We start from the raw sequence: 15653 nt of genomic DNA, 5'->3' as shown, positions 1-15653 counted from the left end.
CATTAAAATCTCCGTTCCATGAATAAACGGTACCTCATAAAGCTCATTTGCCTGCTGCTATTGCTGGCAGGCAGCCGGAGCATGGTATATGCCCAGCAAGCGGTTACCATTAAGGGCAGGGTTACAGATGCCACTTCCAGGGAAGGTATTCCTGGCGTAACCATCATCGATATCAAAAACAATAAAGGATTGGGTGTTACCGATGCCAATGGCCGGTTTACGATCACTGCCGATCCCGATAAAAGCATCCAGTTTCGTTATATTGGCTACCGTTTTGAAACCGTGAAAATTGGCAAAGCAACAATGTTAAATGTGACATTGTCGGCCGAAAATAAATCGCTGAAAGAAGCTGTAATTGTGGGTTACCAGAAGCGTACCAAGGAAACGGTATCAGGCTCTGTTGCCGTTATTTCCGGTAAGGAATTACAGGATGTACCCGTATCCAACATACAGGAGTTATTGCAGGGAAAAGTCGCCGGGTTGAATATCCAGAACAATACCGGCGCACCTGGTTTTCGTGGTACCATGTCCGTTAGAGGGGTATCGCAACTAAATGTAAGTGGTGGTGGCGACCAGGCCTACCTGACGAGCAATAATCCGCTGCTGGTGATCGACAATGTGCCGGTTGATTTTGATGGCGGTATTTCCCAGTCCATGTTACAGCCCGGCGCTGCTACCGGGCCGCTGGCATTGATCCCACCGGAAGATGTACAATCTATCGAGGTGATGAAAGATGCCCAGGCCACGGCATTGTACGGCTCCAGGGGCGCCAACGGCGTAATTGTGGTCACTACTAAGAAAGGTAACTCTCCCACACCGATCATAGATATAAACAGCAGTATTTTCATTAACCTGCCGCCTAAACTGCGGCCTACTATTGGCGGCAACCTGGAACGTCGTTACCGCATCAGTTCCATTTTGCAAAATGCCATGAGTATCGACGACGCGAGAGATATCCTGTCGCAGATAGGTTCTCTCAAATCCACCGATGGTAGCCAGTTCCTGACAGACAGCCTGAATCCTTTCTACAATAACTCTACCGATTGGCAGGGATTATTTTACCAGACCACGCTCAACACCAATAACAATGTACAGATCAGCGGAGGTAATGTGAAGATGAACTACAAGGCCAACTTCGCCTACCAGATGAACCAGGGCGTATTGAAGAACACCGGTTTTAACAAGTATAGTCTCAACATGCAGCTCAACATGCAACCTATGCCGCGGCTGCGTATAGGCGCGCAGTTATTCAGCGCGCTGGGGCAAAAGCAACGGGGAAATGGAGGAGGCCTAACCGGTAACGGGGCTGGTAACTCCTTTACCTCGTCGCTGTTGCCGGGACCGTCTAAGTTTATAGGGAATCCGCAGTTGGACGGATATGAAAATAACGTGGATGATAATAACACCGTGAATATACGCGGCTTCCTGGATGTGGATTACGAGCTATTGAGCGGGCTGCGGATTAATTCCACCACGTCGTACGATTATTATACAGATACGCGTGACCGGTTTAATATGTCGTTTTCCAACAACAACGCTACGGGGCTATATGGTTTCGTAGGACGGCATGATGAGCTAAACACCCGCAATGGCGTTAACTATAGCTACAGTACCAATAAGCGGGACCAGGAAAAGGGGCATAATATTTATGCCAGCGTATTTAGTGAAATCAACCTGAAATCAGATGATCAGCATGTGAGGGATGTGCGTAATGGTCCGAATGACTACTACTGGGGGCCAAGGGGATATTCGCCCCGTTTTTACCCGGGCAATCCCTGGAATAATGCGTCGGAGGTGAATGTGAATGGTACGCCGGTATCGTATGTTTATCACGCTGCATCCTGGGCGGGATTCCTGTCTTATAACTTCCGCACCAAATATAGTATAGACCTGGCTTACCGGCTAGATGGCAGTTCAGCCGCCGGTATCAATAACCCCTATACGAAGAATCCGTCTGTGGGCCTTCGGTGGAATTTCAATAAGGAAAACCTGATGCGGCAATGGAGCTGGCTGGACTATGGGTCTGTTCGCGTTACCTATGGTGTTAACAGCCGGCCTTCGGCCACCCTGTTGAACTCCCTGGGGGTGTACAAAGGCACCGGGGCTTATAACAACAGCACTTCCATCATCCCGGAGTTTTCGGTGCTGGCCAATCCTTCCATGGAGCCGGAGAAATCGTCCCAGTTCAACTTTGGCGTGGATCTAGGATTGTTTAAAGGGCGCGTGGAAATCATCTACGATACTTACTACAAAAATAACTATAACATCGTGCGGGATAATTTCCTGCCCAATTCACTGGGGTATAGCAAGATACAAGTCAATGGCGGCGCCATTGTGAACTATGGTCACGAGCTGGCGCTTACCGTACGTCCTGTTGTGCACCTGAACCCGCAAGGTTTTCAGTGGACTGTATCGCTGAATGGTGCTTATAATGATGGCGTGCTTACCAAGCTGCCAGGTGGCTCGCAGTTTTACCTGAATAAGGATGATATCTACAACCAGGGAACGGCATTGAAGGTTGGCAGGAATCCTCAGAGCAACTACCTGTTCGAAACGCTGGGTATTTACAACGCTACGGCCGACGTACCGGTAGATCCGGTGAGAGGTGTACGTTTTAAGGCCGGCGGCGGTTTCCTGCAGGCTGGCGATCCTATCTGGAAAGACCTGAATGGCGATTATTCACTGACTGATGCCGACTATGTGATTATGGGTAACCCGGAACCCAAGCTGGTAGGTGGTTTCAATAATACATTCAGCTACCGGAATTTTTCCCTGAGTATTTACTGCAGTTACCTTTACGACCGCAGTGTGTTGAACAACGCCATAGCCGCGAGGATCAACCGTTTGTTGTACCCTTATGTGCAGTATACGCCCACCAATGCCGGCGTACAGGGGCCGGTTAACCTGTATGATATCAGTCTTATTGATTACTGGAAAGCCAACGGCGGTAGCGCTACGCACCCGGCGATCGTGAGCTCTTTTTACCGCGATGCGATGGTGCAGCCCAACCGGCTGAACCAGAGCCTGTATATGGAAGATGGTTCTTATTTCAAGATCAACCAGATTTCGCTGGCCTACCAGTTCAGGGGTTTCGATTTTATGAAAAAGCTCCGGTTACGCTTGCTGCGTGCCTATTTCACCGCTTATAATGTGGCGATGTTTTCGAAGTATACAGGACCTAATCCTGAAACGGTTACCTCGCTGGGAAGGGATGACATCAACGGGTATCCCAATGCCAGGAGTTTCACCATTGGTATAGGCGCTCAATTCTAATGACCTTAAAAATTATTTTCAGATGAGAAAATGGTATATCATCGGCGCGTTAGCCTGTTTGCTGATAGGGGTGGGCGCCTGTAAGAAATTCCTGGAAGTAAAACCACTGGATACCTTGTCCGGGAATGATTTCTGGAAAACGAAGGGAGATGCACAGAAGGCTATCTCCGGTGCCTACAGCATATTGCTGGGCAAGTTTACCGCCGGTATTTTATACAATGTGGGCGATTTCAGGGCAGGTAACTGGAACTGGTTTTCCAAGAACAACCTGCGGGCAGTAGGCACCAATAAAATGCTCAGTACCGGCAACGGCGATGGGGCAGACAATCCACAGGACTGGAAGGAGTTTTACCAGGCCATTGCGGCGGCCAACTTATGTATCGACAGAATTCCCGGTATTACCGATCCTAATTTTGCCACCCGCGATAAAAAGGCACTAGTGGCTGAAGCCAGGTTTCTCAGGGCCTTCATCTATTTTTATATGGTAAGGTTATATGGAGATGTGCCCTTGCAAATAGACCCTTATGATACCCAATTAAAGCCACGGGAGCAGATGCTCACCGTACTGGATTTTTGTTTGAAAGACCTGGCTGCGTGCAAAGATGATTTGCCGCTGGCCTATGAAGATCCCACCAACCGGGCGGTGAGAGGCACGCAGGGTGCAGCATTGGCATTGATGGCGCATATCAATATGTGGGCAGCCGGCTTTGATAAAGGCAAAGAGCAGCAATATTGGCAACAGGCCGCCGAGTTGGGGAAAGCGGTGATGGACCTGAATATATACAAGCTGCTGCCTTATACCAAAGAAACATTTCAAGCCATTTTCAAAGGGCGTTCTGAAGAAGGGATTTTTGAGTTATCGCTGGACGCCAACTACGGCGGCAAGTTCCATTCCTTGATCTGCCAGTGGACATTGCACGAACCTTATATCCATGACTACCTGAACGGAGGCAGCGAAATTACACCCATGGTTAAACACCTGGATCGCGTTTATCCGCGGGGCGAACCTGACAAACGCATGGACCTGTGGTTTTATAATCCTTACAGCAATGATCAGACGCCAATGTTCCTGAAATTTTCTTCCATCACCGATCCTATCAGCCGGGATTATGATGCCAATTTCATCTTATTCCGGTATGCCGATATTATCCTGCTGAGAGCAGAAGCGCTGGCTTACCTCGGTCAAACAGCTGAGTCGATCAAGATGCTGAACCTCGTACGCGACAGGGCTGGCGCCAAGTTGTATACCGGCGGTGGTGGTAAACCATTGCAGGATGCGGTATTCTATGAGAGAGAAAAAGAGATGATGGGAGAAGGACATTTATGGTATGACCTGATACGTACCGGCAGGGTGATGGATAAGAATGCAACGGAAAACCCGCTGACGCCCGAACAGATGGAGCGGAGGGCCTGGACGTACCCGATATCCAATAATGCAGTGGCCAATAACCCGCTCATTACCCGCAACCAGTACTGGATACAATAACCGTTAAACTAAGTGTGTATGCGAAAGCTGTTATTTATAAATGCTATCCTGCTGCTGGCGGGGCTGTTTATATCTTCCTGTAAAAAGGATTATTATATCGATGGAGGGGTGGCAGATCCTCATTATAACGGAACCATCTACGATTACCTGGTAAATAACCCGTACCAGTTTGATACCCTTGCCTACGTAGTAGAAAAGGCAGGATTGAAAGCGACGTTACAGCAGGATTCCGTTACTTTTTTTGCGCCTACTGACGAGAGCATCGGCCGCGCATTGGCCGACCTGAACTTTTACCGGTACCGGAATGTGGAAGACAGCGTGCAGCTGGCGGATGTTCCCGGAAGCGTATGGAAGAAGTACCTGCAGCGGTATATCATGCGGGGAAAACATCCGGCGAAAAGTTTTGCACGTATCGACCGGGCTAACGTATACGCCTATCCGGGCATTAACTATGTGATGGATAACGGTTATATTATGAATATAGGATTGGTATACCAGAATTACAACAATGTAGAAGCCGTAGGCGCCCGGATATTGCTGCTGACCGATATCACATACGATCCGGTTAATTTTATTAACAACCCATATGCTTATGTGGCCTCTTCGGATATACAGCCTACCAATGGCTATATACATGCACTTGCCTACAATCATGTATTTGGTTTCCGGGCGGGCGATTTTTTATGGACTGCTGAGCAGGCATTACAGAACCAATAATCCAATAATGCATTTTATATGAAGAGATATATTTGTTTCATCGCGTTGCTGGCAGGGATGGTGGCCTGTAAGAAGGACACCGTTCGTAAGGGCAACGATCCTTACCGGGAAACAGTGGTGCCGGCTATTTATATTAACAAAGACGGAATTAGCCCCACCCGCGCGAGGGTAGGAGAAGAAGTGATGATCAGCGGGAAGGGATTTGAGAAGAATAAAGATAAGTTAGCTATTTTATTCAATGGCGTAAAAGCAGCAATAATATCACTAACGGATACGACTGTACGAGTAAAAGTGCCAGCTCAGGCAGCTACCGGTAATGTGGCCGCCCAGGTGGACCAGCAATATTTTTTCGGTCCATTTTTCCGGGTAACAGGCGTATTTGAAATGGATACGCTGTATCCCAGCCTGGTAGGCGCCAATGGTGCCATCAACAACATTATCCCGGTGGAAGATGGGAAATACCTGGTGGTGGGCGACTTTACCGATTATGGCAATTCCGGTAAAAAGGATAAGTTAAACCGCGTAGCCAGGATCAATCATGATGGCACGGTAGACGGTACATTCGGTCCTGATGCCAAGAACGGCACGAATAGCACCGTAGCAAGTGCTGTAGCGTTGCCGCAGTCGGTGAACGGCTATCAGTACTTGGTGGCTGGTTCTTTCAATAATTACGAAGGTGTGAGTTATGTAAACAGTGTAGCGTTGTTGAATAACAATGGTTCGCTGGCGGCTAACCGGATACAATCGCCCAACGGCAAGGATATTACCGTTTCCGCTTTAAAGGGTGGCGTATCGGGTTCTGTGAATAATATGCATGTGCAACCCAACGATGGCAAAATACTGCTTACCGGTAATTTCCGGTTTTATGTGCAACCTAATTTCAACCTGAAGACAGTAGGTACGGATCTTGACTCTGTGCACCTGGATTCCATCCAGGTGAATGGGCTGATCCGCCTGATGCCGGACGGAGGAATAGATAGTACCTATAACTACGATTTGGCAAAGCATATGGGAAAAGAGGGGGCCAATGGGTTTATCTATCGTTCTCTATTATTGCCAGACGGGAAACTGCTCATAGCAGGATCTTTCACCAAGTACAATGGTCAGGCTGTGAATCGCCTGGCGCGGTTGAATGCGGATGGGTCACTGGATGCCAGTTTTATGCCCGGGGCCGGAGCTGACCAGGCTATTGGCAATATGGAGCGGCAGCCCGATGGTAAGATTATACTCACGGGGAGTTTTAACATGTATGGAGGGGTGAAGGTGCCGCATATTGTACGGATCAATGAAAACGGGACGATCGATCCGGGTTTCAATGCAGGAGAGGGAACTGATGGATTTATCAACAACGTAGGTATTATGCCTGGTGGACAGATTATACTGAGTGGAGTGTTTACCCAGTTTAATAAACTACAGCGTAACAATATGATTGTGTTGAATGCCGATGGCTCCGTGCATGCTACCTACAACAGTTTCGGAGGATTTTCGGCGGTGGGCGATAATGGGGCGAATGGGAATGTGAACACGGTTAGCCGGGTGATACCGCAGGCGGGAGAAAAGTCGCTGCTGGTAGTGGGTAGTTTTACGAAGTTCGATTTCCGTACTGCCAACCGCATTGTTCGTATTACTTATCCTTAGCCAGGGTAGAGTTCCTGGCGATGAGAGAAGAGGGAATAACTTCCTGTTGCTGCTGCAATGGGAAGTTATTGCTTTTTAGGGCGCGAAACAGCAGGGTGGCTGCCGCCTTGCCCATTTCAAAAGCCGGCTGGGTGATAGTAGTAAGAGAGGGGTTGAGGAAGCGGGCGGTAGACAGGTTAGAGAATCCTATCACCTGTAAGTCTTCCGGGATGCGCCATTGCAGGGCTTCACATACCTCGTATACGGCAGTAGACAGCTTTTCCGTAGTAGCGATAATGCCGTCATAGTCATTTTCCAGGAAGGCTGTTTTCAGCAGCTGGTAGTTAGCGGCGCTCTCATTGTAGCAGTAAGTAATGGCGTTGGGGAGAAGGGGCAGTTGATGGTCGAGTAGTGCCTGCTGGAATCCCTCTGCGCGTTTGTTGCTGATAGAGAGTTGCCGGGAGGCCGATAACAGCCCTATACGGCGGCATCCGCCTGCGATGAGGTGGGTGGTGGCCCGGTAGGCCGCGGTGGCATCATCGGTGGTAATTTTGGCTGCTTTTACTTCTTCACAGACCCGGTCGAAAAATACCACGGGTTTGTCGCGGACCAGTTGTTCCAGCCCGGTAGCCGTAGTTTCTGTAGTCACCGAAATCAGGACCCCATCTACGCGGCCGCTCTGAAAATCTTTCAGGATGGTTTGTTCTTTCTGGCTGTTTTCGTGGGAGAGATAGATGAGCACATGGTATCCTTTTTCCTGGGCTACCGCTTCGATGCCGTTGATCGCTTCGGCGAAGAAGCTGTCGGCTACTTCGGGGATTACCACTGCGATGGTGTTGCTGGCCTTTTTCCTGAGGCTGCTGGCATATGGATTGGGCACGTAATTGAGCTCGGCAGCCAGTGCCAGCACCCGTTGCCGGGTTTCCTCACTGATTTCGTGGCTGTTATTCAATGCTTTCGAAATAGTGGCAGTCGACAGTTGTAGTCGTTCTGCCAGCATCCGGATCGTGACATTCTCCATATTTTACCCTATGTTACTTAATCGGTTAAGTAAATAAAGTTATTCTATTATGCGGAAGATTTTTAAAAAGATTGCATATTTAGCAAAGGAACTATTCCTGCTTTTCCACGAACTTTTTAAAAACCTGATATTATGGATAACGTTAATGGGCAGCCTAATCCTGCACCTCTTCAATCGCTGGACCAATGGGAAGATGATTTATTGGAGCGCTATCCCGATCCTGCCAATATCAACAAGGAAAAAAGCACCAGTGAATTCCGGAATTACGATGCGCCTCCCCGCGATACCGTACGCGAATTTTACCGTTTGAATCATACTTACCAGTCGTACGCCTTTGTGCGGCAGAAAGAACAGGAGTTTCTTTCCTTCAACAAGAGAGAGATGTCGGTATGGGATGCTTTTGATTTCCTGAACCAGCTGGTAGATGACTCTGACCCGGATACCGACCTGGATCAGTTCCAGCATTTACTGCAAACATCAGAAGCTATCCGTGCGGATGGCCACCCCGACTGGATGGTGTTAACCGGTTTATTCCACGACATGGGCAAGGTGCTATGTTTGTTTGGCGAGCCACAATGGGCAGTAGTGGGAGATACTTTCCCGGTGGGCTGTGCTTTTTCCGACAAGATTGTTTTTCCTGAATTCTTCAAGAACAACCCGGATATCAACAACCCGGATTACAATACCAAATACGGTGTGTACGAGCCCAATTGCGGACTGGATAATGTGCATATGAGCTGGGGGCACGATGAATATATTTACCAGATCATGAAGCCGCATCTGCCGGAGCCGGGGCTGTATATGCTGCGTTATCACTCTTTTTACCCGCAGCATAGAGAGCATGCCTATGGTCACCTGATGAATGCGCATGATGTGGAAATGTTTAAGTGGGTGGATTTGTTTAATCCGTATGACTTGTATTCCAAAAGTCCCAACCCGCCTAACTGGAAAGAGTTAAAACCATATTATGAAGACCTGGTGGCTAAATACCTGCCATCTACATTGAAGTTCTGATTAGTCAGATAATATCGCATTATCGGGTATGGGTGCCATTACATCCAACCCGATAATTTTTTAAGTTTTCCACGCCGGAATGGTTATATTCAGTCTAGGTATTTTATACCCGCGTTATCGATCCACTTATGAGTTATCAACTTGTCCTCAAGGACTACCTGGTGTTTGCATTGTACTTTATTATTGTTGCTACCTATGGTTACTGGATTTACAAGCGGAAGAAGAAAGGTGTAACGAGTGCTTCCAAGAATTTCTTCCTTGCAGAGGGTTCACTGACCTGGTGGGCCATTGGCGCCTCCATTATCGCATCCAATATTTCAGCAGAGCAGTTCATCGGTATGAGCGGCGACGGTTTTTTTGTAGGCATTGCCGTGTCTGTGTATGAATGGGTAGGGGCGGCAGCACTGATTATCGTAGCTATTTTTCTCATGCCGGTATACATCAAAAACAAGATATATACCATGCCGCAGTTTTTGAAAACGCGGTATAATGAAACAGTGGCGTTGATTATGTCGATATTCTGGCTATTCCTGTATGTATTTGTGAACCTCACGTCCATTTTATACCTGGGGGCATTGGCCATCAACGGGCTTTTAGGCGGTGCTTATTTCCATGAGGTGATGCTGGCGCTGGCCGTCTTCTCCATTATTATTACCCTGGGAGGAATGAAAGTTATTGGTTATACTGATGTAATACAGGTAGGCGTATTGATTATTGGTGGCCTGGCTACAACATATATGGCATTAACAGTAGTAAGTGAAAAATTTGGATTGGGGAAAGATGTACTCGCCGGTTTTAATATTCTGATGAAAGAAGCGCCGGACCACTTTCATATGATGTTGAGGAAGCCTGCAATGGATGCGCCGCAAGACTATGTGAACAAGTACCTGATACTCCCTGGTTTCGGGATGTATATAGCAGGGCAGTGGATCAGCAACCTCAATTACTGGGGTTGTAACCAGTACATTACGCAACGCGCTCTGGGTGCGGATTTGCAGACCGCGCGTACAGGTATTTTATTCGCGGGATTATTAAAAATATTGATGCCGGTAATAGTAATGCTGCCAGGTATTGTAGCATATGTATTATACCAGCATGGGCATTTGCCGCAGCTGGAAGGCGGGCATAAAGATGGCGCTTATGCCGCCATACTCACCTTGTTGCCGGCAGGGTTAAAAGGACTGGCTATCGCCGCATTGACTGCTGCCATCGTAGCATCGCTGGCGGGCAAGTCGAACAGTATCTCCACTATTTTTACGTTAGACGTTTATAAGAAATATATCAACACGGAGGCCGACGAAAAGCAGCTGGTGTGGGTAGGTCGTTTAACCATTATCGCGGCCATCGTTATCGGCGTGTTCTTTACCTGGAACGATGTGCTGGACATCGGCGGCGCAGGAGGATATACCTTTGTACAGAAGTATTCCAGCTTTATTAGTCCGGGTGTATTTGCCACATTTATACTGGGCATGTTCTGGAAGCGTACCAGTGGCGCCGCTGCTATTGCCGGTATCATCACGGGTTTTGCCGCTTCGCTGTTTTTTAACCAGGTAGCAGTGAAAGTATTTGGACCGGAAACGATGTTGTATTCCGCGTTCCACAATGCCAGCGGTGTATACGAGATTCCATTTTTTATCAGCCTGGGGTGGTCGTTCCTGACCACGGTGCTGGTGATGGTGGCCATTAGCCTGGCGGGGCCGAAAGTGAGCGCCAAGGCGTTTGCACTGGACTATGAGATGTTTAAATTGAAGCCGTCGTCGGTTATATTGGCGGTTACTATTTTGTTGTTATTATCGGTGATTTACGTGCGGTTCTGGTAGGCAGGTATATACGCTAAATCTAATTTGTTGTTTGCTTGTTATGGTTGGTAGGAAGACCATGGCTGTTTTTTCGCGTGCGCATGTAGGGTGCGTGGCGGAGGGGTATTTTAGTGAAAGATTTTAGATTAATTTTAAAATTGTATACCTTAGAGAGGTAATTTGATTGTTAACATTTTCGTAACCCATAATAAAATTTCTGTACTTATGAGTCGTTGTTTGACCTAGTCTGTGAATATTTAGTATATATTTTAACATCCCCAAGATAATGCAACAGGAATTTCCTGGTGTTATTCCCCTTATACCAAAATCGCCGTCAATGGTAATTATAAATTCAACTGATAATAGAGAAATGGTTATTGGTCCCGGGCATAATGATAGATTATGCGGTTTACCTTTCATGTGGAAATCTGTTTTGTTCCTGGGTGTTTTTTTAGGAGTGGTGATGGGAGGTTTTGCCCAGACGTCGGACTCTTTGCCTGATGTGACACATAAGCGGGCTTTAGCTCCATCTTTGGCTGCCGCCACGGAACCCGCGGGAGGTGCACCTAACCTGGAGCCTAACCGGATATTGCTGCCGTCGCCGAATGCGGCTACCATTAATAAAGGAGGTGATGCGAGCGTGAATCTGTCGACTGGCACACCGAGTGTGGGTATTCCCTTTTATACCATCAATTCCAGGTTCTTAAGTTTGCCGATATCGATCAATTATGCCTCCAATGGAATCAGGGTGAATGAATTGGCGTCGAACGTGGGCTTAGGCTGGAGTCTTAATTGTGGCGGGGCGATTTCAAGGATTGTATTGGGAAAGCCAGATGAGAAGAGGGCGGAGTGGGGTCAGGTGTATAATAACTTCAATACGGATTTTCGTACCTGGACTGTACCTATCTATAATTATGCGATGGAACAATCGAATGCGGATAAGGAGTCTGATTTGTTTTCTATTAGTATGAATGGTATTGATGCAAAGTTCATCATGGATGTGAATAATGAACCTGTAAGCCTGAATACCACGAATTTGCAGATAAAAAAGCTTGGGGCGACGTTGACCAGTGGTTTCCAGGTTACAGACGAGAGTGGTATTGTATATACATTTAATGCTGGGGAAACTTCCGCTACTATTGAAAGTGGATACGTTGGACCCAAGCCATTTCCAGATCCGGTAATTACCTCCTGGTACCTGACTTCCATCATCAAACCGAACCAGGATACCATACAGCTGAGCTATACAGATTATTCGCATACTTACCTGGCGAATTTAAGTGAATCGTTTAGTATTCTCTATTATGAAGCGCAAGCGCACGTTGTTTGTACGGATCCTCCTCTTCTGAAGACAAGCAGTTATAGCTGTGGGATCACCAAAAATCAAATTGGAGGTAAGGCTTTGAGCCATATTACATTTACCAATGGAAGCGTTGATTTTAATTACACTAGTAGGCAGGACGGCGGTGGACTTGCGTTAAATGGGATTTACGTAAAAAATAACCAGGGACAAATAATTAAGCAAATGGCCCTGGTACAAGACTATTTTTCCAGCACGGATATTAATGACGCTTTCCTTCAGGGGGAAAAGAAGATGATATCAGATACAACATTAAAATATCGGTTGTACCTGAAGGAATGCCAAATGGGAGGAAGCAGCCTGGTAGATACCAGTAAGTTATTGAGGTATAAGTTCGATTATATTCGCGGCAATGATCTGCCGCAACGGTGGTCGGGCGCACAGGATTTCTACGGTTATTACAATGGTAAGTTATCAAATAAATACCTGATGCCAGATATCAGTAATGACTATCCAGGAATTTACAATAATCTTGTTGGCGGGTGGGCGAGATTTGGAGATCGCACGCCGGATACGACGCTGATGACTTATGGGCTATTAAAGAAGATAATTTATCCGACCGGGGGATACGATTCGATCGGTTATAGTTATAATAAGGGACCTGATATTAAAATAGTTAAGCATTTCCAACATGAAAACCTGATTACCCAAGGTACTGGTTTAACAGGAGCGGTTACTGTTACGCAAAACATAACAATTCCCTTCCGTCAGATGGTCAATGCATATACCAGCGCAAACTTTGATACTAATAACCCGGATTGTAATTATGACCCAATCCATCAGAAAGCCACCTTCACTATTAAAGAAGCAGCAACGCTGAAGACTGTAATTACAGGAGGGGCCGGTCTTGATAAATCAGATTCCCTGTCATTGTTGCTCGACCCAGGCCAATATATTTTGAGTCTCACCGTAGTAGGTGGTTGTACAAATGGGTCAGTGGACTTTGTGATGGAAGGCCAGGTGGCAGATACTATTCCAATAATTATTGCCATTGGTAGTGTCAGCGTATCTGGCATTACTTCCTACACAAGTGATGGAGTGAAAGCCGGTAACCGGTCATTTAAATATATGCACCTCAAAGATTCTACTATTTCGACATTTGGGATTGCTTTTAGCAGGGACATGTATCAAAACGTAACCAGCCCATTTTTTGCAGCCTGTACTTACCCGAGTGGCCCATTCCCAGTTGACTTCTTTCCATGCTACCCGCAGGCAACACTTATATACCTGTATATCGGGAATAGCATTATAACGCCTACCACCATCCTTGGGGGATCTGGTGCCTACCATTCATCTGTTATTGAGACCATGGACGGGGTAGAAGAAAAGCAGACAACTGAGCACATATTTTCCTATAATGACATCCTGAATTCCAATATAGTAGAGGGTAACAGGATTTTTGGAACACCACGTTGTGCTTATGGCGATTTTATGATTGGGGAAACCAAGACCAATATGTATAAGAAGGTATCTGCTGCTGGTGTCGACTCCTTACAGCTTCTGAAGGCTATCGAAAATGTTTACGATTTTTCCGTTAAGGCCAATATATATAATTATAATACCAGGAAATTGACAACAACTTTATGCCAATATGATCCACCTTCAGCTGATGAAATTTCGTGCCTGGATATAGAGAGATACCCACTTGTTTTTATGCGAAAGGCATTGCAATCAACAACCGAAAGAACATACGCCAGTGATAACTCAGGCAAGCTGGTAGAAAAGATGCAGACCTATTCTTATATCAATGATTCAAATCGTGTTATGATCAGGGATGTGTCGGAAAACCAGAGTGGTGGAAAAGTGCAGTCAATGGCCTATACTTACCCGCTGGACCTTAAAGGAACGGGCGCGGTATATGACAGCATGATTAACAGAAATATGGTTGCCCCGATCATATCATTAACAAAGAAGGTAGGCACTGGGCAAATGAATCAGAAAACGGTATCTTATATGTTTACCAGGCCTGATAAGCAGATCATCGCTTTTCAAAACCTGAAAGAGCAGATCACTAATAGTCCGACAGAGGACCGGGTAAGCGTGATCTCTTATACATCTAAAGGAAATATACAAGAGAAGGCTAATGCCAATGACGTCCGTGAGGTATACCTGTGGGGTTATAATGAGCAATTTCCTGTAGCCAAGATTGTGGGTAGTACCTACGATACGGTGATGAAGTATATCGCTCCAGCTTATTTAACCAATACGGATAGTTATACTCCCGATCAGTTAAGGACAGCTTTAAATGGTATTCGTACGAGCCTGCCACAGGCTTTGGTGACCACTTTCACCTATACTCCTTTGTTTGGTATGACCAGTGAAACAGATCCATCTGGTAAAACGATCTATTACGAGTATGATGAAATGGGAAGACTGAAAGTGATCCGAGATCAGAATAAAAGCATCCTTAAACAATTCGATTACCAGTATCAATCCCTGTTGCGTTAATCCCCTTAATGAATGTAGCATGAAAAACATCCCTATTTTAAATAAAAAGCTGGTGGCTATTATGCTGTTGCTAGGTGCAGGAGTAATGGCGGGTGCACAAACTCCAACATCCACGGTGCGGCCGGCAGCCACGCCGGTAGCTGTACCAGCGGCGTATACTAATACTACTATCAACTACGTACGTACCTGGGAGCCGGCGGTAGCCACTACGGATACTGCCTATGTTACGGCTGCCGCACGTACGGTAGACCAGGTGCGGCAAACTACTCAATACTTTGATGGTCTTGGCAGGCCATTGCAAACAGTATCCAAAGCCATTACCCCGGGAGGAAAGGACCTGGTGGCACCGGTTATATACGATGCCCTTGGCAGGGAACAACAGAAGTACCTGCCTTATGTGGCTCCCGGAACCGCCGATGGGAAGTTTAAAACCGATCCGTTTAATGCACAAAACACTTTTTACTTATCCCAAACGCCGGGTGAAAAAGTGCATTACAGCAGTGTTGATTTCGAAGCCTCTCCTTTAAACCGGGTGCTGAAAACATATGCTCCTGGGGCCAGCTGGGCAAAGAACAATCCTGCTGGTGTAGAACGGGGTGGAAATAAGTACGTAGAGAACCAGTACCTGGTAAATGCTGCCAGTGACTCTGTAAGAATATGGGACTTCGCAAACGGCCAGGTAATACCTACCAGTGTCGCCGGCCGCGTATATGCCGCGGGCCAGTTATATAAGAATGTAGCGATCGATGAAGCTGGCAATCAGGTAGTGGAGTACAAAGACAAAGAAAACCGGATGGTGCTCAAGAAAGTACAATTATCTGCTACGCCTGGTACCGGGCATATGGGATGGTTGTGTACGTACTATGCTTATGATGACTTAGGCAACCTTCGTTTTGTGATTCCTCCCAAAGCAGTGGA

At 46.8% G+C, this 15653-nt stretch carries 9 protein-coding genes; 8 read left to right on the top strand and 1 reads right to left on the bottom strand.

The annotated features are described in order from the left end of the window. Nucleotides 1–18: 18 nt before the first annotated feature. From FHW36_RS19285 to FHW36_RS19270, 4 genes are read left to right on the top strand one after another with little or no spacing between them, the layout of a single operon-like run. Nucleotides 19–3273, top strand: coding sequence for a SusC/RagA family TonB-linked outer membrane protein (locus FHW36_RS19285; RefSeq protein ID WP_145671225.1), 3255 nt, complete (start codon nucleotides 19–21; stop codon nucleotides 3271–3273). A gap of 22 nt (nucleotides 3274–3295) precedes the next feature. Next, entirely contained in the window at nucleotides 3296–4759 is a 1464-nt protein-coding gene (locus tag FHW36_RS19280) for a RagB/SusD family nutrient uptake outer membrane protein (protein ID WP_145671224.1), read from the top strand. Nucleotides 4760–4777: 18 nt separating this feature from the next. Next, nucleotides 4778–5476: a fasciclin domain-containing protein gene (locus FHW36_RS19275; RefSeq protein ID WP_145671223.1), complete on the top strand. Its 699-nt coding sequence runs from the start codon at nucleotides 4778–4780 to the stop codon at nucleotides 5474–5476. A gap of 18 nt (nucleotides 5477–5494) precedes the next feature. Then, nucleotides 5495–7114, top strand: coding sequence for an IPT/TIG domain-containing protein (locus tag FHW36_RS19270; protein ID WP_145671222.1), 1620 nt, complete (start codon nucleotides 5495–5497; stop codon nucleotides 7112–7114). Here FHW36_RS19270 and FHW36_RS19265 read toward each other — a convergent pair. Further along, nucleotides 7101–8114 (bottom strand): LacI family DNA-binding transcriptional regulator, encoded by a 1014-nt coding sequence (locus FHW36_RS19265; RefSeq protein WP_145671221.1) that lies wholly within the window; start codon nucleotides 8112–8114, stop codon nucleotides 7101–7103. The two genes, FHW36_RS19270 and FHW36_RS19265, sit on opposite strands and share 14 nt — an antisense overlap. A gap of 132 nt (nucleotides 8115–8246) precedes the next feature. Here FHW36_RS19265 and FHW36_RS19260 point away from each other — a divergent pair, with 132 nt between their 5' ends. The 4 genes from FHW36_RS19260 to FHW36_RS19245 form a co-directional block, all read left to right on the top strand. Further along, on the top strand, nucleotides 8247–9128 hold the full coding sequence (locus FHW36_RS19260; protein ID WP_145671220.1) for an inositol oxygenase family protein: 882 nt from the start codon (nucleotides 8247–8249) through the stop codon (nucleotides 9126–9128). A gap of 128 nt (nucleotides 9129–9256) precedes the next feature. Then, on the top strand, nucleotides 9257–10948 hold the full coding sequence (locus FHW36_RS19255) for a sodium:solute symporter family transporter (RefSeq protein ID WP_145671219.1): 1692 nt from the start codon (nucleotides 9257–9259) through the stop codon (nucleotides 10946–10948). A gap of 397 nt (nucleotides 10949–11345) precedes the next feature. After that, complete coding sequence (locus FHW36_RS19250) at nucleotides 11346–14735, top strand: RHS repeat domain-containing protein (RefSeq protein WP_186452532.1); 3390 nt, start codon at nucleotides 11346–11348, stop codon at nucleotides 14733–14735. A 19-nt stretch (nucleotides 14736–14754) separates the two neighbouring features. Then, the coding region (locus FHW36_RS19245; protein WP_246121192.1) for a DUF6443 domain-containing protein at nucleotides 14755–15653 on the top strand (899 nt) is incomplete at its 3' end.

Origin of the sequence: Chitinophaga polysaccharea (genome assembly GCF_007829335.1) — a bacterium.
Taxonomy (GTDB): domain Bacteria; phylum Bacteroidota; class Bacteroidia; order Chitinophagales; family Chitinophagaceae; genus Chitinophaga; species Chitinophaga polysaccharea_B.
This window is presented reverse-complemented; position numbering and strand designations above follow the sequence as displayed.